Source organism: Sphingobacterium cellulitidis (genome assembly GCF_043187465.1).
GTDB classification, from domain to species: Bacteria; Bacteroidota; Bacteroidia; order Sphingobacteriales; family Sphingobacteriaceae; genus Sphingobacterium; species Sphingobacterium cellulitidis.
In genome coordinates this window covers 2,193,867-2,216,230 of the sequence record NZ_CP171136.1, presented here as the reverse complement: position 1 = coordinate 2,216,230, position 22,364 = coordinate 2,193,867, and the positions used below count along the sequence as shown (strand labels likewise).

Annotated in this window: 22 protein-coding genes; 10 read left to right on the top strand and 12 right to left on the bottom strand. The window is 34.2% G+C overall.

The window, feature by feature from the left end:
• Window positions 1-258: 258 nt before the first annotated feature.
• Complete coding sequence (locus ACF3OC_RS09835; RefSeq protein ID WP_094281693.1) at window positions 259-1,026, bottom strand: DUF3050 domain-containing protein; 768 nt, start codon at window positions 1,024-1,026, stop codon at window positions 259-261.
• A gap of 120 nt (window positions 1,027-1,146) precedes the next feature.
• Here ACF3OC_RS09835 and ACF3OC_RS09830 point away from each other — a divergent pair, with 120 nt between their 5' ends.
• The 4 genes from ACF3OC_RS09830 (at window position 1,147) to ACF3OC_RS09815 (ending at window position 5,171) form a co-directional block, all read left to right on the top strand.
• Entirely contained in the window at window positions 1,147-1,584 is a 438-nt protein-coding gene (locus ACF3OC_RS09830; RefSeq protein ID WP_392471559.1) for a MarR family winged helix-turn-helix transcriptional regulator, read from the top strand.
• A gap of 68 nt (window positions 1,585-1,652) precedes the next feature.
• The gene (locus ACF3OC_RS09825) at window positions 1,653-2,723 is read left to right on the top strand and encodes an HlyD family secretion protein (protein WP_094281689.1); all 1,071 of its coding nucleotides are present in this window, start codon (window positions 1,653-1,655) and stop codon (window positions 2,721-2,723) included.
• Window positions 2,724-4,262, top strand: coding sequence for a hypothetical protein (locus tag ACF3OC_RS09820; protein WP_392471555.1), 1,539 nt, complete (start codon window positions 2,724-2,726; stop codon window positions 4,260-4,262). It abuts the gene before it with no gap.
• 102 nt (window positions 4,263-4,364) lie between these two features.
• Entirely contained in the window at window positions 4,365-5,171 is an 807-nt protein-coding gene (locus tag ACF3OC_RS09815; RefSeq protein ID WP_392471552.1) for a hypothetical protein, read from the top strand.
• A gap of 60 nt (window positions 5,172-5,231) precedes the next feature.
• Here ACF3OC_RS09815 and ACF3OC_RS09810 read toward each other — a convergent pair whose 3' ends face one another.
• Window positions 5,232-7,307, bottom strand: coding sequence for a heavy metal translocating P-type ATPase (locus tag ACF3OC_RS09810; RefSeq protein ID WP_256962570.1), 2,076 nt, complete (start codon window positions 7,305-7,307; stop codon window positions 5,232-5,234).
• Between the two features lie 254 nt (window positions 7,308-7,561).
• Here ACF3OC_RS09810 and ACF3OC_RS09805 point away from each other — a divergent pair, with 254 nt between their 5' ends.
• Entirely contained in the window at window positions 7,562-8,275 is a 714-nt protein-coding gene (locus ACF3OC_RS09805; protein WP_144043733.1) for a hypothetical protein, read from the top strand.
• Between the two features lie 72 nt (window positions 8,276-8,347).
• Here ACF3OC_RS09805 and ACF3OC_RS09800 read toward each other — a convergent pair whose 3' ends face one another.
• Window positions 8,348-8,797, bottom strand: a complete 450-nt coding sequence (locus tag ACF3OC_RS09800; protein ID WP_094281679.1) for a hypothetical protein — start codon at window positions 8,795-8,797, stop codon at window positions 8,348-8,350.
• A gap of 373 nt (window positions 8,798-9,170) precedes the next feature.
• Here ACF3OC_RS09800 and ACF3OC_RS09795 point away from each other — a divergent pair, with 373 nt between their 5' ends.
• Entirely contained in the window at window positions 9,171-10,352 is a 1,182-nt protein-coding gene (locus tag ACF3OC_RS09795; protein ID WP_179221510.1) for a basic secretory protein-like protein, read from the top strand.
• Window positions 10,353-10,415: 63 nt separating this feature from the next.
• Here the strand turns inward: ACF3OC_RS09795 and ACF3OC_RS09790 are convergent, their stop codons facing one another.
• On the bottom strand, window positions 10,416-10,865 hold the full coding sequence (locus tag ACF3OC_RS09790; protein ID WP_094256358.1) for a hypothetical protein: 450 nt from the start codon (window positions 10,863-10,865) through the stop codon (window positions 10,416-10,418).
• Window positions 10,866-11,000: 135 nt separating this feature from the next.
• Between ACF3OC_RS09790 and ACF3OC_RS09785 the strand changes: the two genes are divergently transcribed.
• The 4 genes from ACF3OC_RS09785 to ACF3OC_RS09770 all read left to right on the top strand — a co-directional run bounded on the left by ACF3OC_RS09785 (window position 11,001) and on the right by ACF3OC_RS09770 (window position 14,113).
• Window positions 11,001-11,690, top strand: coding sequence for an Ig domain-containing protein (locus tag ACF3OC_RS09785; protein ID WP_392471547.1), 690 nt, complete (start codon window positions 11,001-11,003; stop codon window positions 11,688-11,690).
• A gap of 354 nt (window positions 11,691-12,044) precedes the next feature.
• Window positions 12,045-12,290, top strand: coding sequence for a hypothetical protein (locus tag ACF3OC_RS09780; RefSeq protein ID WP_094256356.1), 246 nt, complete (start codon window positions 12,045-12,047; stop codon window positions 12,288-12,290).
• A 141-nt stretch (window positions 12,291-12,431) separates the two neighbouring features.
• Window positions 12,432-13,094 carry a YceH family protein gene (locus ACF3OC_RS09775; protein WP_392471545.1) on the top strand — a complete coding sequence of 221 codons (663 nt, stop codon included), beginning with the start codon at window positions 12,432-12,434 and terminating at the stop codon, window positions 13,092-13,094.
• An 11-nt stretch (window positions 13,095-13,105) separates the two neighbouring features.
• Complete coding sequence (locus ACF3OC_RS09770; RefSeq protein WP_094281669.1) at window positions 13,106-14,113, top strand: YCF48-related protein; 1,008 nt, start codon at window positions 13,106-13,108, stop codon at window positions 14,111-14,113.
• A 69-nt stretch (window positions 14,114-14,182) separates the two neighbouring features.
• Here ACF3OC_RS09770 and ACF3OC_RS09765 read toward each other — a convergent pair whose 3' ends face one another.
• From ACF3OC_RS09765 to ACF3OC_RS09730, 8 genes are all read right to left on the bottom strand, one after another.
• Window positions 14,183-14,605 (bottom strand): SH3 domain-containing protein, encoded by a 423-nt coding sequence (locus ACF3OC_RS09765; protein ID WP_094256353.1) that lies wholly within the window; start codon window positions 14,603-14,605, stop codon window positions 14,183-14,185.
• A gap of 8 nt (window positions 14,606-14,613) precedes the next feature.
• On the bottom strand, window positions 14,614-15,105 hold the full coding sequence (locus ACF3OC_RS09760; RefSeq protein WP_094256352.1) for a BON domain-containing protein: 492 nt from the start codon (window positions 15,103-15,105) through the stop codon (window positions 14,614-14,616).
• 256 nt (window positions 15,106-15,361) lie between these two features.
• Window positions 15,362-15,811: a hypothetical protein gene (locus tag ACF3OC_RS09755; protein ID WP_144043731.1), complete on the bottom strand. Its 450-nt coding sequence runs from the start codon at window positions 15,809-15,811 to the stop codon at window positions 15,362-15,364.
• Window positions 15,812-15,929: 118 nt separating this feature from the next.
• Complete coding sequence (locus tag ACF3OC_RS09750; RefSeq protein ID WP_094281665.1) at window positions 15,930-16,436, bottom strand: hypothetical protein; 507 nt, start codon at window positions 16,434-16,436, stop codon at window positions 15,930-15,932.
• Between the two features lie 103 nt (window positions 16,437-16,539).
• A complete protein-coding gene (locus tag ACF3OC_RS09745) occupies window positions 16,540-17,133 on the bottom strand; it encodes a DUF1003 domain-containing protein (RefSeq protein ID WP_094281663.1) in 594 nt (197 codons plus the stop codon).
• A gap of 135 nt (window positions 17,134-17,268) precedes the next feature.
• The gene (locus tag ACF3OC_RS09740; protein ID WP_094256348.1) at window positions 17,269-18,156 is read right to left on the bottom strand and encodes a bifunctional 5,10-methylenetetrahydrofolate dehydrogenase/5,10-methenyltetrahydrofolate cyclohydrolase; all 888 of its coding nucleotides are present in this window, start codon (window positions 18,154-18,156) and stop codon (window positions 17,269-17,271) included.
• Between the two features lie 24 nt (window positions 18,157-18,180).
• The gene (gene lepA, locus ACF3OC_RS09735; protein WP_094256347.1) at window positions 18,181-19,971 is read right to left on the bottom strand and encodes a translation elongation factor 4; all 1,791 of its coding nucleotides are present in this window, start codon (window positions 19,969-19,971) and stop codon (window positions 18,181-18,183) included.
• Between the two features lie 94 nt (window positions 19,972-20,065).
• The gene (locus ACF3OC_RS09730; RefSeq protein WP_094281661.1) at window positions 20,066-22,273 is read right to left on the bottom strand and encodes an ATP-binding protein; all 2,208 of its coding nucleotides are present in this window, start codon (window positions 22,271-22,273) and stop codon (window positions 20,066-20,068) included.
• Window positions 22,274-22,364: the final 91 nt, after the last annotated feature.

The window sequence follows — 22,364 nt, the reverse complement described above, 5'->3', positions numbered from 1 at the left end:
AATTATTAAAATCACTGATGCACCTGGGTATTATGATCAAATCCTATTGTATATTAACCATATAAAGATTATCACGGAAGGGGAACCGAAGTAATTGATATTGATATCGAACCTTCCTAAAACTTTGGAAAATGTAAATGTTAGTATTGGTCAAACCAAAGATTTGGGTGAAATAGTAGTAGAGAACAAATAGTTCTTAAAAACACAAAATGGGCTTATGATAAATCATAAGCCCATTTTTTATGTAATGAATTTCAACTATAAGGAATCGGCAATAGCATCCCACAAGCCTATTCTATATTGTAAAGCTTGTTTTGCAGTTTCCGCCATCTCTTTCCACTTTAGATCATCATTATCCGCCAATTCAATAATCATTTTCATGGCTAGTGGTCCATGCTCATCTCCATCCAGGTCAATATGCCTCTGGAAATAGTAAACTATTTTGGTCAAATCAGTTTCCGGAAATTGTTCTTTTAATGAACTCAAGATAGAGGTAAACATATCTGGTATTAAATCTTCCCTCCCAAATGTAAATGCCGAAGCTATTTTATGGGTTTCACCGGCTTGAATAATGTCAAATGTAAAGTTTAAGAAATCGATAATTCTTTGATCTAGATTACTATTCTCCAGTGCATCTTTAATATTGATTCCTGCTTGAAGGTTATGAATCAAATTGTAAATAGGATCAATATCAGCACCTAGACCTTTCATGGCATCAATATACATTTCAAAATGGCTTAATCGGGTACCATCAATATATTCATCTGATTCCTCAGCCAATACAATTTCATTTATTAAATACCGTGTTACAGGTGAATGACTTGCAAACCATGGAATAGTAGTACAGGTAAGTTTTACTTGTAAAGCCTTCAATAAGGACATGAAATCCCAAACTGCATACACGTGGCCTTCCGTAAATTTTTGTAAATCAGAGATTCTTTGAATTTTATGATAAAGTTTATGATTTAATAGCTGGGCTCTTTCTGCTTGTATAAAGTCGTTGATCTCTTGAATTTTGTTTTTCATGCCGCAAAGGTAATTATAGACCCTATTTAAAACGAATAGTTCATTACAAATTGCAAAAACCTTACAATATTAGTTTGATGTTTAACTGTTTAATGTTTAACTTTGTTCAAAATATTAAAGATGGCAAAAGAACATAAAGTCGTTCAACAATTAATCCGAGACATAATCTCATTAAGAGTGGCAATCAAACAGTTTTATTTTCAAAAAGTTAAAGAACTAGAATTGGATGTTACTTATGAAATGGTCCAGGTATTAGCTGTTCTGTGGAGAGAAAAAGAAGTAAATCAACAAGATATTGCCGAGGAAGTTCAAAAAAGCAAAGCCAGTGTCACACCCCTTATAGACAACCTTTGCAAAAGAGATCTGGTACAAAGAATCCCCGATCCTACTGACCGAAGGAATAATAAAATTGTGTTGACCGAAAAGGGTTGGGATTATCATGCTCAACTTGAACCTGTCCAGAAAGAATTGTATGAAAAAATTATTAAGAATTCTCAAATCAAAGATATTTCTGAAATCAGTAATCAACTCAGGTTAATTAAAAGCGCTATTGAATAGTGTTTTTTTATAACATAATAGTTCAATATCAAACTAATATTAATAAAATATAAAATCGATAATAATTAATGAATACTGAAAATAAACAAGCTATTAGTCCTAAAGAGAAAAAAAGAAGACTAAAAATATATTCAATAAATCTATTTTCAATTCTAATCATCCTAGGTGCCATTGCGTGGGGATTAACCACATATTTCCAATTAAACAACAGCGTATATACCGAGGATGCTCAAATAGATGGACATATCAATCCAGTGAGCACAAAAATCACAGGTTACTTAAAAGATATCCGCTTCAAAGAACATCAAACAGTTCATAAAGGTGATACGCTTGTAATTCTGGAAAATGATGAGTACAAAATTCAGGTCGAAAATGCTTTAGCTGCATTAGCAGATGCTCGTGCCGGAAATTCTGTCGTAAGAATAGAGGTTGAAATTGCCCGCAATAGCCAAAACATTGCCGATGCTAATATTGAAGAATTGAAAACTCGTTTAGAAAACGCTGAAGTAAATTATAAAAGGTTCAAGGAATTAATGGATAAGGATGCGATCGCAGTCTATCAATATGAACAAGTGAAAACAGACTATGAATCTTTAAAAGCAAAATATAAAGCATTAACCGCGCAAAAAGTAGGATCCCACCTAACCACGCAGGAAACAAGTAGAAAAACTGGTATAAATGAGGCCGCAATCTTAAGAGCAAAAGCTGCCTTAGACCTTGCAAAACTCAACCTATCCTATACTGTAATTGTAGCACCGTACGATGGTATTCTTGGAAGAGTTACCTTAGAAGAAGGTCAATTGGTACAAGCTGGTCAACAATTGTTCAATATTGTCAGAGATCAACAAAAATGGGTTACTGCTAATTATACTGAAAATCAAATGAAGCAAGTTGCCCTTGGTAAAAAAGTAAAATTGACAGTGGATGCAATTCCCAACACCGTTTTTCAAGGAGAAATAAAAGCGATTTCTAAAGCTACAGGATCCAAATACTCCAGTATTCCTGTAGATAATAGTACTGGCAATTTTGTTAAGGTCCAACAGAGAATTCCTGTTCGTATTGAGTTTTCCAGTGATAATAAAGAGGAAGACCTAAAGAAATTGATGGTTGGATTAAATGTCGTTGTAAATTCTATATAAATGAGCAATAGTCTGTTTCGTGATTGGATACCAAGCCAATTTAAATTGACTATCCTGTTAATCATAGCGATTAGTCTATCTTTTTGCAACGGTATCCCAAATAGTATCTACCCTTATATCATTTCTGATCAAGCAACCAATTCAGCAGATTTATCCATGGCAATGTATGCCTATTGCGCTGGAATGGTGTGCTCTATCTCCTTAATCTTTAGGCTTACGATTTATATGCCTAAGAAAAGGCTGCTTATATTCTGTTTATTACTATTAATGGCCATCAACCTGACCTTGCAATATAATCAAGTCCCTTTGGTGAATGTTATGCTGATGTTTGTCTTTGGTTGCGTAAAAATCATTTTAATCATGGCCTTGATTTCTGAATTGATGCCATACCTCATGCCTACCGGCGAACGATATCAAATGTATGCCATCTATTACCCAATGAACCTAATTTTTCCAATATTAGGTGGATTAATCACTGCTTATCTAGCTAAGGAGTTCTATTGGGAACTAGGCTATACCTTTCAGAATATGATGTTGTTGCTTTCTTTACTTCTTGTCATTTCTTGTTTTAAAACCCAATCTATCAGAAAAGTACCTCTCTTCCAATACGATTGGTTGGGAACCATTTTATTGGCAGCAAGCTTTCTTTGCTTTTCTTTTGTAGCGAGTTATGGTCTTCAAAATAATTGGTTGAACAGCAAAAGCATTATCCTGGCAATAGTATTGACCATCATTTTTTTTATTATGTTTTTCAACAGGAATTTCAAAAAGAAAAGAAAAATAATCAGCTTTTCAGCTATAAAAAACAAAGCAACATATTTGACCCTCATCACCATCTTTATTTTGGGAATATTTTATGCAAATACGAGTTTGTTGACCAACCTGATGAACATCATCTTGCCAGCTAATCCAACCAAACAAGCTGAAATCAACGCTTATGTCCTATTCGGCTATCTTCTAGGCAGCATAATCGTCTATCTATATTTCAGGAAAACCAAAAAATGTAAGGCAATATTTTTGGTTTCAGCAATATTTTATCTGATTTCAAATATCCTGATCTATAACCTGATAAATATCCAAACGCCTTTGGAATACCTAATCTTACCCATTATTTTCAGGGGTATTGCAATAATAATTTCCTTTATTGCAACTGCAGTTTATTTGGCAGGTAATGTTAATGGGAAGGCTTTCCTTCACAGTATCGTGTTGTTCTTGTTGGTAAGAACATTTTTTGTTACTGTATTTTGGTCTAGTATCATCAGTAATTGGTTTAATAAGCTCCAATTGATACATCAAACTAGACTTGCTGAAGTAATCGATTCTGGACAAATATTAGATCGAAACTTTATTTCCAATTTTCAAAAGCAAGCGAATTTATTGGGATTACATGACCTTTATCTTTACTTAATATTTATTAACATTCTAGTAATCATTATTATAGCAATAATACCTTATCACTCCTCGACGGTAAGACATATTTTTAACTGGGGAACCAAGAAAAATGCAAAAGAATTGATTCAGGCAACCCCGATGTCATAATTTTACGTCTAAGTTAAACTATTGATGTTTGTTTGAGTCCAAATTTAAAACAAGCATCTTTCGTATTTGCTGGTCGAAAATTATCAAATCAAATTCCAATTCATGAAAAAATACATCATACTATCGCTTCTCTTTATTATCACGTCATGCTACTTATTTGCTCAACCATCAAAACAGGTGAATTCAGATTCTGTTAACATGCAGAAGTACAACAAAATTTTTGAAAGAGTTGTACAACAAAAAGCTATTAATTTCCCTTTGAGGAATCTTTTTCCGAAACAAAAAGATTTCATTAATCTTATGATGCTGTTCTCTTCTGATGGTTATTTCGGCTACTCAAAGAGCCAATTTTTGACTCTTTCAAATATTTGGAATGACATATTGGAATTAGAAGATTTAGATGGCTACCAAGCGGATTTAGAAATGGTAAATAATGGTTTTCTCAGATTTAGAAATGGGGATGGTTTTTCATTGTCTTCCTTTCAAAAAAATAAAGATCAATTTGTAGTGAGAGATGAAGATAATGAAGTTTTTACTCTTAAACTCGATTGGCTATTAAATCTACAAGAAGTTCAATCAGAATCAGGCTACCATCTAAAAATCGAAAAAATTAAATCTGGACATAAAATCTCAGATAACATGGGAAATTATGCAGAGGTAACAAAGGTTAAGTCCAATATCTTTAAGATTACAGATAATAATGGAAATGAACAATTAGCCAATCGCGGAACATGGGGAGCTAAATCAACTATTACTCAAGGAAACACCACCATATTTTCCATCAATTATGATTTACACGCAGATACTTACGAAATAAAAGATAATCAAGGGACGTCATTGGTCGTTAAAAATCTTTATAAATATGATCATTCTCAACCCAATGGAAATGTAGGGGTTAGCATCAATTAATCCTGAATATATTTATTTTAGAATAATTAAGGAGCAGATATTATTACTGCTCCTTAATTATTAAGTTTTATCAAAATCCTTATTAAAATCTGTTCGTTGAATTCTGACGGCATTTAATATGGCTAGTAAAGCCACACCTACATCTGCAAAGACTGCCTCCCACATGGTTGCCACTCCCCCAGCCCCTAAAATCAAAACTATTGCCTTCACTGCAAAGGCCAACCCTATATTCTGCCAAACTATTCTCTTGGTTTTTCTTCCAATTTTTATAGCCATCGGGATTTTTATCGGCTTATCATCTTGAATAACAACATCTGCAGTTTCAATGGTTGCATCAGATCCTAATCCCCCCATCGCAATCCCAACATCGCTTAAGGCTACTACAGGCGCATCATTCACTCCATCCCCAACAAAGGCTACAATCTTATCACTTTCCTTTACAGCTTTTAATTTTTCTACTTTATCTTCAGGCAGCAAATCCCCGAATGCTGAATCAATCTGCAATTCTTTAGCAACTTCCTTCACAACAGTGGTTTTATCGCCACTTAACATCGTAACTTTTATCCCCTCAGCATGTAAAGCTTGAATAGTTTCCGCTGCCCCAGCTTTTATTTGATCTGCAATGCTGATATATCCAATATATTGACCATCCATAGCAACAGCGATAGTAGTAAATACAATTGCTTTGTGATCCGCTGGATAGGAAATATTAAACTTATCCAATAACTTATAATTACCTACGAAAATCTCCTTCCCATCAATATTAGCCCTCAATCCATGCCCAGCTATCTCCTCAACCTGCCCTAAATCAATATTTCCTTTTACTTCGCCAACATACTCATGGATCGCAGTTGCAACTGGATGCGAACTTTTACTCTCAATTTCATTTACATATGAGAGTATTTCTTCCTTATTGAAATCAGCAGAAAACATGACATCCTGCACTTTAAAAACACCCTCAGTCATCGTACCTGTTTTATCCATTACAACATGGTTAACCGACGCCAGGCTATCTAGAAAATTTCCACCTTTCACCAAAATCCCATGCCTGCTAGCTGCCCCAATGCCACCAAAATATCCCAATGGAATAGATATCACTAGCGCACATGGACAAGAAACAACCAGGAAAATCAATGCCCTGTATAACCAATCCTGAAAAACATAATCAGAAACAAAAAAATATGGAAGTAAAACTATGCCTACTGCCAAAAACACAACAATTGGAGTATATATTTTTGCAAATTTTGAAATAAAGAGTTCCGTGGGTGCTTTCTGCGTTGAAGCATGTTGTACCATTTCCAAGATCTTACTCAACTTACTGTCTTCATATTCCGTGGTAATTTCCACTTCTGAAACAGTATTTAAATTGATCATCCCCGCTAGAACTGTATCACCTTTAGATTTTGTATCTGGCTTACTCTCACCAGTAAGTGCTGCTGTATTAAAAGAACCGCTTTCACTTAATAACTTACCATCTAGTGCCAGCTTTTCTCCTGCTTTTAATTGTACAACATCCCCTATTTTAACATCAATGGCTTTTACAACCTGAATCTTACCATCTACCATAACTGAAGCTTCATCAGGTCTCTGATCCAATAGTGATTTAATATTGGCCTTCGCTTTTGATACAGCTAAAGTTTGGAAGGCCTCGCCAACAGCATAAAAAAGCATTACAGCTACAGCTTCAGGATATTCTTTGATACCAAATGCCCCAAGGGTTGCAATACCCATCAGGAAAAATTCAGAAAAGAAATTGCCTTTTTGAATACTCTTCCAGGCATCTTTTAATACTGGAAACCCAACAGGTAAATAGGCAATTAGATACCAAACCAATCGAACCCAGCCACTAAACCAATCAAAATGGAAAACAAAATCAAATAATATTCCTGAAATCAAAAAGACAAAACTGAAAATTGCAGGTTTAAATAAATCTAAGGTGCTTCCATTGACTTCATGACTATGATCATGGTCATGGTCGTTATCATGGTCATCATCAACTGAATGGACATGATCATGTTTTTCTTCTGTCGCATCCTCAGTTTTATGGTTATCAACTTTAGATATGAACTCGTGACTTCTTTGATTTTTTGTTCCGATCAATAAATCATCGGCATTGGCATTTTTATAAACTTTCATCGTTTGACTACATATTTCGCAAACGCCATTTTTATTATATATATGCTTATGATCCATAAATATTTGTTCTCTCCACTAAATTTAGCCTATTTCAACCTAAAAGCCTAGTATTAGAAGCATAAACCAACTAAAATGTTTTAAGAATGATTTTTTGAACTGTATACAATTTGTAGATAGGTAGAATATTCAGTTTCAATCCATTTGATATAAATTGCAATAAATTCTAAAATGAACAAACTATATCGAATCATAATATGAAAAACATCAAATTTCTATATTCAACCTTCCTACTTATATTTTTGATGATTATTTCTAATAAATTATTAGCTCAACCTTACATTATCAAAAGCAAAGAAGGTTACACAAATATCAGGATCGCCCCAAATGCCAATGCTGAAATTAAAGCAAAACTCAAAAACCATACTGTAATTTTAATCGATCAAACGGAAGAGCTTCCATCGGAACAAAGCAATTGGAGGAAAGTCCTATTCTATAATGACAAACCTTTTTCATTCCTTGTTTATGAGGAGAACTTAGAGATGGATCATGGATATGTCCATAAATCCCAATTAAAGAATTTGGAGGACCTTCAAAAAGTAAATGAGGAGACTTTTAAAATAACCTACACACTTGAATCTTTCTCAGCAAGTAAATACAAGGTTAGCTATTATGATAATGGCAATACCAACGTGAAATCCATTAATAATATTTATTATTATTTAGCGGATTGTGGCTTGCCCAAAAAGGCAATTAGCAAAGCTGAGGTAAAGGTCAATAAACAACAAATCGAAATCCCAGGTAAATACCTTTTGGGAATATTCAATGCTTCGGACAACTTCCAGTACTATAAAGATGGAAATGTGTATTATGCCAGTCAACAAATTGGAGATGGGGCCTGTACAAATTATGTAGTTTGGGTGGTAGAGAATCAAAAACTTACCCAACGCTTTGTAGGCTGGGATTATTAAATGGAATTGATTAATAAGTAAGAAGCCCAATCTACAAGATAGATTGGGCTTCCAATAAAAAATTTATTTCGATTACGGTTTTAAGTTAATACTATAACTCTTGTTTCCTTCACCTAATATAATTGTAGCATTTGAATAATCTCTATTTAAATAAATGTAGAAATTATTGTAGTTAGATTTCATTGCTAATGAAAATACATCTGGCAACTCTTCAGAGTTACGGTTTGCATTATTAATTTCAAATCCGAATCTACTTTTTGTATTGTTCGCTCTGGTAAGTTCTACGACATTACCTACAAATTCCATCTTGGTAAAGAATGCATTCTCTGGATCAACTAATTTCGCGCCTTCTCCTTGCGTTACCATCTGTGCCTGGTATGCTGAAAACACTTTACCCTTTAAATCAGTAACAACTGTTTCTTTTAATTTCTCTGGAACTACCCCATTGTCTTTTTCACATGAGATAAATAATACCGCGAATAACAATAATATGCCTAACTGTTTCATAGCTTTTAATATCATAATGGTCAAAATTAGAACAAATTTTAATAACTATTTAATATTGACATAATAGGAACCTCACATTAAAATTATTTGTAGCTAGATGTTTGCAAAAGTTTAATAACAGGGAATTTTCAAGCTTTAAGACATAATTAATCAAAATAATATTTGCTAAACCATATTTAGCATTTTTGCCATCGAACCGCTACAAATAAAAAATAATCTGGAAAAAATAGCCCTAAATTATAGTTTTAAGCCGATTACTAAATTTTTTTGAATAGCTAACGATATTTAGCTGAAAACCTACATAACAACTTCCTGATTTATACGTTATTTTAACATTATGAAAATACTTACTTCTTTTATAAACTAAACTTTAAATTATATGCGAAATATGAAAATAAACAGGTTTTCCCTGATTGTATCACTCTTGTGCATTCTTTTATATAGCAGTTGTAGTAAAGATAACATCGATGATACCCATATCCCAGACCCCGAATTAGAGAAAATCCCAATTAAAGACATAACTGCCGAAGCAACAGTTAGGGTAAGTATTGAAAACCAAGATGGACCTAATGGAGCTGAAGGCTCAAAAAAATTGACCGATAGCGACCTAAATACCAAATTCCTAGCAAAAAACTTCAAAGGTCTTGATATTACTTTTCAATTCGACTCAGCTAAATTAGTCGCATCCTATGATTTTACTACCGGAAATGATTTCGATGGTCGTGACCCCATGGATTGGAAATTTTATGGATCTAATGATGGAAAAGCTTGGAAAGAATTAGATAGCCACATGGGAATGCAATTCAGAAAAAGAAATAATACCTATAGCTTCTATTTTAAAAACGAGGAAAAATTCACCCATTATAAATGGTCTATAACTAAACTTTATAATGATAATATGTTCCAAGCCTCTGAATTTAGATTAAGACAAATGCCCCCTTCTAGTCAAAAGCAAGAACCGCTTCAGAAAATTGATAGTCTAACCAAAAATAATGTTTCACTCGTTTTCATTAATCACTCTTCAAAGACTCAGTTAGAATATCAAGAAAGATTAACAAATACATTCTTTACCGTTTATCCAAAGTTAATTACTGATTTCAATCCTAAGGCAAAACGCAAACTTTACTTTATTATAGACCCTACCTATGACGGCGTAGCATATGCCTTTGGTGATGTAGTGGTCTTTGCATATAAATATATGGAAGGAAATCCCAAGGATGGCGATGTGGTGGTTCATGAAACCATGCATCATATTCAACAAGATTACAAGGGGAATGTACCGGGATGGCTAGTGGAAGGAATTGCAGATAATGTGAGATACCATTATGGAATAGACAATCCTGATCCTTGGACCCTCCAGGATTATAAACCTGAACATAATTACGATGGAAGTTATGGAATCACAGGTAGATTCCTGCTTTGGATAGAAACGCATAAAAACAAGAATTTTGTTAAGCAATTAAACAGTGCATTGATCCAAGGAACAAACTATAATGACTTCTTTAGTCAGTCTCTCGGAAAGTCAATCCAAGATGTCTGGAAAGAATATGCTAATAATCCAGCATTATAATATAGAAAAAAGCTACTCAAGAATTAGTAGCTTTTTTTCTTTTGCGAAAAATGACTTTTGACCTTATTGGTTTAATCCGCTCAGGGTCTTAATTTCTTGAATCATTTCATCAATCCTTCGGTTAAGCTGATCTAAGTCAACATTCTGAAGATGACTAGCTTTATAAGCCTTTAATTGATCGAAAAATCCTAATAAATTATTTACAAATTCTCCATAGTTTAAATCTGTAGGTATATACTTAGTGGAAGGTTCAATCCTTTCAACTCGTGGATTTTCAATTGCGGGATACTGAATCCAATTCCCGGTATGATCCATTTTTGGAATGTATTCCTCCTGTAACCATAGTATTATATCATCTTTCGGTTGTGATAACCTTAAAAATAAATGCCTTGAATCTGAAATCTTTAAGCCAAAAAGATTAACCGAAAAATCATAATCCCTTAAGAAATCTGCCAAAATATCATTCTTCATCAAATCCTGAATAAGGTTCAGAATCTTTTCATTTTCTCCCATCGTAAATTATTTTGAAATGTTTTTCATTATGCAACCTCTTTAAAAATAACAAAAACAAAGGCAAAATTTTTATTTATTATAATTTTAACTACAGGTTAATATATTAACTTTAGTTTTGAGCAAAATCCAATGAGCATGGCAATAGATAAAAGTTTCCCCTTCTTAATCATCCTTTTCATTTCATCAATACAAAGCTCCTGTGTAAAGAAAGATGAACTTCTAGAGGATAATAAACTTCAAGAATACAGATTCGATCAAAAGTCCCTTGAATTACATGTCGGCAATACCATCCAAATTACATCCAAAGGAAAAATCTCAGCATGGAAATCATCCAAAAAATTTGTAGGTACAATTGAGGATGATGGAACTTTTACTGCTCATCATATTGGCAAAACTAAAATCTCCGCAAAAATTGATGATAAAAACCATTCCCTAGAAATAAAAGTAATACCCAATATTACTGATATCCCTGAACCTGTCTCCTTTTATGGAAAGACTAAAAACCGAATAACCAGCCTAGAAAAAAGAAAAGTGATAATCGATAAAAATGATGTATTAAGTTATGATACAAACTCCGATTTAATTGAAACAATGTATTATTTATTCCAAGGTGGAAAAGCTACTTACGCTGTTTTAAAATTTAAAATGTTGGAGAAAACTAATCTTGATTACCTCCTGAAATTTTATGAAGAACGATATGAATATCTAGGGCTAACTAAGAATAATCATTACTTTACAGATGAAAAGAAAAAAAGGCTCATAGCAGTCTCAATTAAACCTCCCTTTACTGCCTTATATTCAGCATATAAAGAAAAGGAAGACTAAAAAACTTTCCTCAATTTCCAATAATAATTTATTTAAATATCTGTTAATTATAACATACATTTTATTATGAAATTTTAGGACAGTACACTTAATTTATAAAAATGAAAACACTATTATGAACCCAATATATCAAAAAGTTCATATTGGTTAAGGAAATAGATAATATATTCGCAACCTATTAACCTTAAATTATTTATAAATTTTTTAACCAAAATTGTATAGAATTGGCACAATATTTTCATATTCGTTGCCGTAGTTGTTTAACATTAGATAATAATTTGAATTTCTGAGAATGGGTATAAACCTAATTTTCCATTTCAAGTTGTGATCTGCTAAAAAAGAGGATTTTTTAATATGGTAAAGAATCAAAACTTTAATAGTGAAGAAATTATTAAAGAATTAAAAAAATTAGACGAGAAACATCGTAATTATTTGCAAACTGATGGTAAATGGCTTATCGGAGGATTTGAATCAATTATTAGTTATGATGGTAAAATCTCAACAATTCATGGAGAACAAGTAACATTAAAGAAAGAAATTTATATGATGTTACCAGCTGATATAAGGGAAGAAATTGCCCAGTTTATGGATGTAGAGTAATCAAAAACTCAAATCTTATTAAAAACTAAATCAGCCTTCCCCAAAAATATCCACAGCCTATTCATTGAATAGGCTGTTTTTTTTATCTTCCTCTTCCTTTATTAATCTGTATATTTAGTAAAATTCACGATTTACGCTTTTATGGAAGAAAATTTATCAATACCAATCTTTAGTCAAGAAGAAATCCGAGTATTAGGATCTATGTTAGAAAAATCTAAAACAACTCCTGAATACTATCCATTGACATTAAATGGACTATTAACAGCTTGTAACCAAAAAACATCAAGAAAACCGGTTGTCCAGTATGATGAATCAACAGTAATTCAAGTGTTAGATACATTAAGAAAAAAAAGACTTATTTCTACTGTCGTAGGTGGTGGAAGCAGAGTGACCAAATACAAACATAATCTAGCAATCCAATTTCCCTTATTACCCCAAGAACTCGCAATTATCTGTCTCTTGTTTTTAAGAGGACCTATGACTGCCGGTGAATTAAATACAAACTCCGGAAGATTATATGAATTTGAAAATCTAGATCAAGTTTTTGAAATACTTGATAAATTAAGCTCGGAAGAACCTAACTATATCAAACAACTCCCTAAACGACCTGGTCAAAAAGAAGCTCGATATATTCATTTGTTCGCTGAGTTTGATGAAGATTCCTATGAGGATGAAAACTCATCTCCCTCTGCTCCTGCTAATAATTCGGCCATTACTGTTTTAGAAGAAAGAGTTAGCCAACTGGAAGAACAACTCCAAGCACTGAGAAATGAATTTGATGAGTTGATGAAACAACTTTCATAACGATTGGAATTATGAAAAATCTACTCTTATTTCTAGCAATATGTGGTCTGACAACTCAAATGCAGGCTCAAGAATTCACCCCACTCTCTACTGAAAATAAATCTAGTTTCAGAGGATTGGAAACCTATAAGAATAATGTAGTTTGGGTAAGTGGTAGCAACGGAATGGTTGGAAGATCTACGGATGAAGGGAAAACTTGGACTTGGGTATCTCCGAAAGGTTATGAAAAATTTGACTTCCGTGATATTGAAGTCTTTAGCGCTAAGGAAGCCGTAATTGTAAGTGCCGGAGCTCCAGCAATAGTCCTTCACACCAAAAATGCCGGCAAAACATGGACTGAAGTCTATAAAAATGAAAACCCCGAAATTTTCTTGGATGGAATGGATTTTCAAGGTAAAACAGGCTATATTTTAGGAGATCCAATTGATGGACAATTTCAATTATTAAAAAGTACAAATAAAGGAAAGTCCTGGAAAGATGTTACCAATGCCATCCATTTATTTGCAGAACCTGGTGAAGCTGCTTTTGCAGCAAGTGGAACATCCCTGCAAGTCATAAATAATTGGCTATATATTGGAACTGGCGGATCGTATTCCAGTTTGATGAAAAGAAGTGAGAAAGAAAGTAAATTGGATGTTCAAGATGTGCCTATTTGGTCCGGTTCTGCTAGCACAGGCATTTTCTCAATCGACTTCCTTACTGAAAGAATTGGCGTTGTGGTAGGTGGGAATTATACTGAAGATCAAAATAATAGCAATAATATCTTATTGACCTTTAATGGCGGACTTTCATGGGAAAAACCCGAAATCCCTGTATTTGGTTATCGCTCTTGTGTTAAATATATTAATGCGCAAACTTTGATTGCAACTGGCACATCCGGAACAGATATCTCCAAAGATGCTGGAAAAACATGGCAAAACATCTCTAAAGAAAGTTTTAATGTAATCGCATTATCAGACAATAAAAAAATCATTTACCTCGCTGGAAGCCAAGGAAATATCGTTTCCCTTCAGCTGTAAAATTTTAAAAAAAAATAAAAATGCCCATTATTTTAATAATGGGCATTTATTTTTATTTCTTAATACGTATTAACTAATAGGTTCAAGATACTGAGCATAACAATATCCTTCTTCACCATCTTTAGTTCGAACTAACCACCATTGGTCATTCGCTCTGCTAATTAAAGTAATAACTTCATCTTTAGCAGCTTTCCCAACGATAGGTTGATCCGTTCCAGGTCCTTTACGAATATTTAGATTACTGCTTTCAGTAATAACACGTACTTGTGAACCTGCAACAGCAGATGATACATCAACATTCATAACTACATCGCCCGATAAAAAGTTAGGGTCAATTTGATTATAAATATCCCATAATTTGTTTTTTACATCAGCACTTGCTGCTGTTCCTTGAATATGCAATACGCCATCTTGTTCCGCAATTGCCAAGTCTGACATGCCTGATGCTTTCGCAGTATCTATTAATACTTGATATTTTGATTGTAAACTCATAGTCCTTATTATTTAACAGTTAATCCTGACATGTCAACTTTCTTAGGATTCAATGCATCTAATCCCATTTTTAATGCTTGAACACGTGCTTGTTCTAATTCCCCAGTTACTGTAATAACCCCATCTGCAACTGCAGTTTTTACGGTTGGGAAATCCTTCGTAAACTCAGTAACCTTCGTAGTAAGATCAGCATCGTTCGTGTTGATCTCTACAGGAGGCATCGTGTTTACAACAATATTGTTCATTACTGATTTAACCCCTTTGCTGTCCGCAGCCTTTGCCGCATTTTCAATTTGAACTTTCTCATCCTCAGAATTGGCCGTACCATTTAAGGTAACAACACCATCCTTTACCTCAACAGTTACCCCAGGATTGGATTGAACTGCTGTTTCAACTTTAGCCTTCAAATCAGCGTCCGAAATTTTGGACTTACACGCAATTGTTCCAGTCATTAATGTACCTGAAACTAATGCAATAGTTAAGATTTTTTTAAGATTCATAAAAACCGTGTTTTTGTTGGTAAATAATACTTAAAGCTAAACAAAAATTAGAGCTAAATAGTTTTGATAAATATTTTTTTCATTTATTGTAAATCAATCTATACAAATGCCCCCCTCCTTGGAATTCTAAGCATTTATCCCCTTAAACTCTATCCCACAGCTTATTGTAATTTGTAACAAAAAATCTTTCTTTCTTAATAATTTAACAATTACCAACCAGCTATGACCGATAAACAATAGATTTAACATCAATCCTTTAGATTATTCCTTCAATATTTAAGGTCTTTCCATTAAATTGAACTTCATCTCCTACCTTCTTTGAAAATAGTAAATTCCCTATTGGTGATTCCTTCGAAATCACCATTATGCTCTTCTCACCAATCTTAACAGCACCAATGGAAATAGCAATAAAGTAATCAAACTGATCAGTGATAACGATACTCCCTACTTTTACATGTTCGGAAGGTTCGATATTTAAATTATTGATTTTATCCAAATCAATCTCTGCCTGTTGCAATTGGGTTTGAAGTCTACTAATCTCTTGTTGAGCCATCTCACGTGAGGTTTCATATTTATCGCCCATACTACTCTTCGTATCATTTAAAATAGCATCTTGAGCCGAATCCATCGCTGATTGAATCTCAATAATTCTTTTCTCACACTTTGTTCGACAATAATTGATAATCTCTATTTTATCCCAAGCCATATTTATACCCATATCTAGCAATATACAGCATTAAATACAATTTAAACATAAAAAAAGCGCCAACTAAATTGGCGCTTTCATTAAAAACTTAATTACCATTTATATAAAATGGATTTTATTAGTTTTCTAAAGCTTCTTTAACATTTTCCGCTTTTCTCTTAGCGTCTTCAGATAATTGTTTGGTTTTATCACCTACTTTTTCTGCAGTCTTGTCGATAGCTTCACCAGTCTTTTGACCAGCTTCTTTAGTTGCATCTACAGCATTGTTAACACCATCTTCAATTTTTTGTCCTGCATTCTTAGCGGCTTCTTTCGTTCTTTCCCAAGCTGCATTTGCATCATCTAATGCTTTTTGTGCTGCCTCTTGTGCTTTCTTGTCTCCACTCTTAACTGCTGCATCTAAATCTGCTTGTGCTTTCTTCGCATTCTCTTCTGCTTTGGCCAATTCAGCATTCATATCTGCCTTTAAATCATCAACTGATTGCTCTGTAGTCTCAATGGAATGATCTAACTTCTCACCAACTGTAGTATCTCCATCATTGTTTTTGTCCATTGATGAATTATTGTTACATGCTGATAATGAAATAGCACATGCAACTGCTGCTAATACCGCGATTTTTTTCATGTTTTTATTTGTTTGTGTAATTATTTAGTTAAAATTAATCTACTAGATGCTTCGATACAATATTTATACCATTTTTTTAATCAACTATTTATTACCTATTAAACTATTCAGGGTTCTTCTTTTGTTTGAGTTCCTTTTCCATTTGATCAACATGTTCTGACAGTTGCTTCAATAATTTCAAATGGTTTACCTGTGAATCAAATAATTGCTTAATCTCCTCCTCTAACAATACATCAATCTTTTTGTGTAAACTACGGATTTCCAATTCTGCCTTTAGGTTGACCAAATAATCATTCTCCGCTCTCTTCCGATCCTTCTCCTCCTGACGATTCTGGCTCATCATAATAATAGGTGCCTGCAATGCAGCTAAACAAGATAACACTAAATTCATTAAAATAAATGGATACGGATCAAATTGATCCTGTTTGGCCATCATCGAATTATAGATAATCCAAACAATAAGAACTCCAGTAAATATCATGATAAAGGACCAACTCCCCCCAAAACGAGCTACCTTGTCAGATATCATCTGACCCTTGTTAAGATATTCATCCGTCGGATTTATCAAATTTTCCGTTATCAATTTTTCCTCTACAAAGGATTTTCGAACAATATCGTGGAGCTTATTTAGATTCTCATTATTTTGGTTAATCATTTCCAAAATATCTCTATTTTTTACTGTATCCAATTTTGCCATGGCACTGTAGGTTATAAACTTTCTTTTATAGCTTTATAACTAACAGATAGCTCAAATAGTTTATTCTTTTGTGCAGAAAAACAAAAAGAGCCTCCAAAATTGGAAGCTCTTCAATAATATTTATAAATCAGTTACTTATCCTTTAGGATAAACAGTCCCTTTTGCAGCCTCAAGGGTATTCTTTAATAAACCAATAATAGTCATTAATCCAACTCCTCCTGGTACTGGCGTAATCCAAGATGCTTTGGGTGCAACATTTTCAAAATCAACATCTCCAAATAGTTTAAATCCTGATTTAGTTTCTGTTGAAGTCTCACGATTGATACCTACGTCAATTACGATGGCACCTTCTTTTACCATATCTGCAGTCACAAAATTCTTCTTGCCAATGGCTGCAACAACAATATCCCCTTGCAAAACTTCAGACTTCAAATCCTTTGTTCTACTATGGGTTAGGGTTACAGTACAATTTCCAGGATTTGAATTCCTCGCAAGTAAAATACTCATTGGTGAACCAACAATATTACTCCTCCCTACGATTACAGCTTTCTTGCCCGATGTATCAATGCCATAATGTTCTAACATCAACATAATACCGTATGGAGTCGCAGGAATAAAACATGGTAAATTACGCTGCATACGACCCAAATTGATAGGATGAAATCCATCAACATCCTTGCGGTAGTCTATAGCTTCTGTAATCTTTTCGGGATCAATATGTTTAGGAAGTGGTAATTGTACAATTAATCCATCAATGCTATCATCAGCATTGATTTCTTTGATTTTATCGATTAACTCTTTTTCAGTGATGTCCGTATCATAACGAAGATTTGTCGAAGCAAAACCGACTTGCTCGCAATTTCTCATTTTGCTCGCCACATAAGTCTCACTTCCGCCATCATTCCCCACGAGAATCGCAAGTAAATGAGGCTTACGGCCTAACTTCTCAGTCAATTCCGCCGCTTCGCGTTTAATGTCTTCTTTTACTTTGGTTGATACTTCCTTACCGTCCAATAAATTCATGATATATTAAATAGGTTGATTTTCTTAATCTAATTTCAAAACAGCCATAAATGCTGATTGCGGAATCTCAACATTCCCTACCTGACGCATACGTTTTTTACCCTTCTTCTGCTTCTCCAATAACTTACGCTTACGGGAAATATCACCACCATAACATTTCGCTGTTACATCCTTACGTAATGCTGAAATCGTTTCCCTCGCAATGATCTTGGCTCCAATCGAAGCCTGAATACGGATCTCAAACTGCTGTCTTGGTAATAACTCCTTTAACTTCTCACAAATCTTCTTACCAAAATCATAAGCATTACTACGGTGAATCAATGATGATAACGCATCTACCGGCTCATCATTTAAACGAATGTCTAACTTAACCAAATCAGATTGTCTATAGCCTATCTGATGATAGTCAAATGAAGCATAGCCCTTTGAAATGGTCTTTAACTTATCATAAAAATCAAATACGATCTCGCCCATTGGCATCTCAAATACCAATTCTACCCTATCTGATGTTAAATACGATTGATTAATGATAGTCCCACGTTTCTGAATACATAAAGACATGACTGGTCCTACGAATTCAGCTTTGGTAATAATATTTGCCTTGATATAAGGTTCCTCAATACTGTCTAATTTACTTGGATCTGGTAAATCTGAAGGGTTGTGAACCACAATTTCCTCATGATCCTTAGACAAGTAGGCTAAATACGAAACGTTTGGAACCGTAGTAATAACGGTCATATCAAACTCACGCTCTAAACGCTCTTGGATAATCTCCATGTGAAGCATTCCCAAGAATCCACAACGGAATCCAAAACCTAATGCAGCTGATGACTCCGGCTCAAATACAAGCGAAGCATCATTCAGTTGCAAGCGGTGCATAGATTCCCTCAATTCTTCATAATCCTCTGTATCTACAGGATAAATACCCGCAAATACCATCGGCTTAACTTCCTCAAAGCCTTGAATAGCCTGTGAACATGGACGATCCTTTTTTGTAATAGTATCTCCTACCTTGACCTCTCGTGCTTCCTTGATCCCTGAAATAATGTAACCAACATCACCTGTCTTGATTACTTCTTTCGGAACTTGGTTTAATTTTAATGTACCTACTTCATCAGCAAAGTACTCTTTGCCGGTAGCTACGAACTTAACCTTGTCACCTTTACGAATTTCTCCATTTTCAACTTTGAAATAAGCCATAATCCCTCTGAATGAATTAAAAACCGAGTCAAAAATCAAAGCTTGTAATGGTGCATCCGGATCTCCTACCGGAGCAGGAACACGTTCCACAATAGCAGCTAAAATATCTGGAATCCCCATACCTGTTTTACCAGATGCAGGAATAATATCCTCCCTTTTCCCTCCAATTAATTCAACAATCTGGTCCTTAACCTCTTCAGGCATGGCACCAGGTAAATCCATCTTATTCAAAATTGGAATAATCTCTAGATCATGTTCTAATGCTAAATATAAATTGGAAATAGTTTGTGCTTGAATACCTTGGGAAGCATCTACAATCAATAATGCACCTTCACAGGCTGCAATCGAACGTGATACCTCATAAGAAAAATCTACGTGACCCGGAGTATCAATTAAGTTCAACACATACGTTTGTCCATCTTTGGTATACTCCATTTGGATTGCATGGCTCTTAATCGTAATCCCTCTTTCACGTTCCAAATCCATATTATCCAACAATTGAGCTTGTGCCTCTCGTTGGGTAATGGTATTGGTATACTCTAATAATCTATCGGCCAAAGTACTCTTCCCATGGTCGATATGTGCGATAATACAAAAATTGCGTATATGCTTCATATAGGTTATTATGCCTTCAATTTAATTCGCAAATATAATTTTTTTAAACGAGCTTTTAAGCTATTAAAATTATCTATTTCCGATTTCCCCTAACTTAGTAGGAACCAATTTCTTTCGGGAATAATAAATGAACGCTTGTCCCTACCCCAATCTCACTCTCAACCTCTATCTTTATCCGTAGTCTATCCGTAATTCGTTTCACAATCGTCATCCCTAAACCGGTCCCCTCAAAACTGTTTGCATTGGAAAGACGCTTGAATGAATCATAAATCGAACTCAACTCCTCCTTCGCTATCCCTATCCCATTGTCCTTAATTGTGTAACACACAAACTCATGTTTATGGTAAGAGAATATCTCAACAACAGGGGATTCAACCTTGGCACTATATTTAATCGCATTGGCTATCAAATTTTGTAATAATTGATATATAATACTCCTTTCACCATAAACCGGCAAAATTTGGCCAAAATGAACCTTCGTACGATGTGCATTATACCTTAACTGGCTGAAATTCACAATCTGCTGGATAAACTCATCCACATATACCGCCTCCATCTGGTATTCGAAATCCTTAACCTTCGAAAAATCATGGATACTCTTTAACAATTCAGAAATCACGTCAACAGCTTCCTTGGTATTAATCAACATCTTTTGACGCAAATCCTCTTTCATATCCGGCCTTTGCAAAATCATCTGAGTAGAAAGATTTATCGCCGATAAAGGATTTTTCAAATCATGACTCACCGTATTCGCATAATTGTCTAAGGCGCGATTTAAATTGCCAACTTCCTTATTCAGTTTGTCCAGCTCTTGCGAAAAATTCTTCGCACTTTGAAGGATGATGTCACCTAGCCTCTTGATAAAAAATAGTTCACTCTCCTCCCAACTTGCTGAGGTTCCAAAAATCCGTTGATGCCAAATATCCAAATTCGGATGATTCTCATGCTCAAAAATTTCATTACTTCTTTGCTTATCAATTTGGGTATTTGGCCTGGAAACCCATTTTCTGTAAAATTCCTCCTCTTTCCTAAACCAAAATATACTGCAAGACTCTTTTAAATCTACATTTAAGGATGCTAATCCAACAAAACGCTCTGAATCTAAGTCTAGCTGTGCCCCGTATTTTAATACAAATTCAGAATCTGAAAAAACAGTACCTTTTGAAATTCTGGATATCAAATTCTTGATTTCCAATATTTTATTATAACCAATTGATATATTACTAGAATACATTTCATTATTGATCAGAATCACCATGGAATCTGATTTTGTATAGTAGCAAAGCTCCTTTTCAAGCTCAGATAAGGAATGGACGAGATTATTCTTTAATAATAGCTTCTCCTTCAGCTGTAGCTCAAAATTCCTGATATCATCATGGAATTCCTTGATTTTGCTTTTTTGCTCCTCCGAATACTTATTGATCGCCATTTGAATAAAATAAACAATGGCCTCCCTTTTTAAGAGGTTTATTTTCTTCCTTTTCCTACTTTGACAAAATATATAACCCCATAATTTCCCATCAATCTGAATCGAAACACTCAGATTTGAATTAACCCCATCTTTGATCAAATAGGATGCATGAACCGGAGATATCATCCGAATATTGGTCTGGGATAGGTTTGTTTTATAATTCTCTCTCGAAATAATCTTGATTGTCCTGCCATTAACCTCTGCTGTATAGCGATGAAAATTCACAGAATGGATATTCTTGGCATGTCTAAAGATGTCCATATCAGGATAATAACTCCCGATAAGCTCTTCTAAAACATCGCTTTCAATACATTCCGCAACGATCAATCCGTCTCCTTCCCCCACATATTGAAATACACGAACCCGATCAAACCCACTGATTTTCGAAATATAAGAACTCACCTTCTCCCATATCTTCCCTTTACTTGCTGATAATAACTTATCTACAATTTCGAATTTTGGAAAGAATACATTGGGATCTTCAAACTTCTTCTCGAACTCAAAGTAAATAGATTCCTGGAATAAATAGATATTTAAGTAATAAGGCTCATCTTGGACCTCTAACTCCAACAATACGCGTTCATTTTCCTCATTGATAACCTGGTCAACGGCAATCCTTATACTCCTTACATATTTGGAAAAGTATAGTTCCAATACTCCCCATAAATTATTGCCTAATTGAGCGGAAAATGAACCCCCTAACCACTTTTCACAATTCTCACTTCCGGCGATTATGGTAAATGCAGAATCTGTAATTAATAAATAGCCAAATTCCTGAATCCCTTCACTGAGATGAATATGTCCCTCCTCGATAATAGATTGGTTATCCATTTATATTAATTCATAGTTAGTGTATAGCGTAATAACTGTCTTGGTTGGTAGATTTTGCAAACAGTATTGAATTGGCTAAAATTAATAAAAA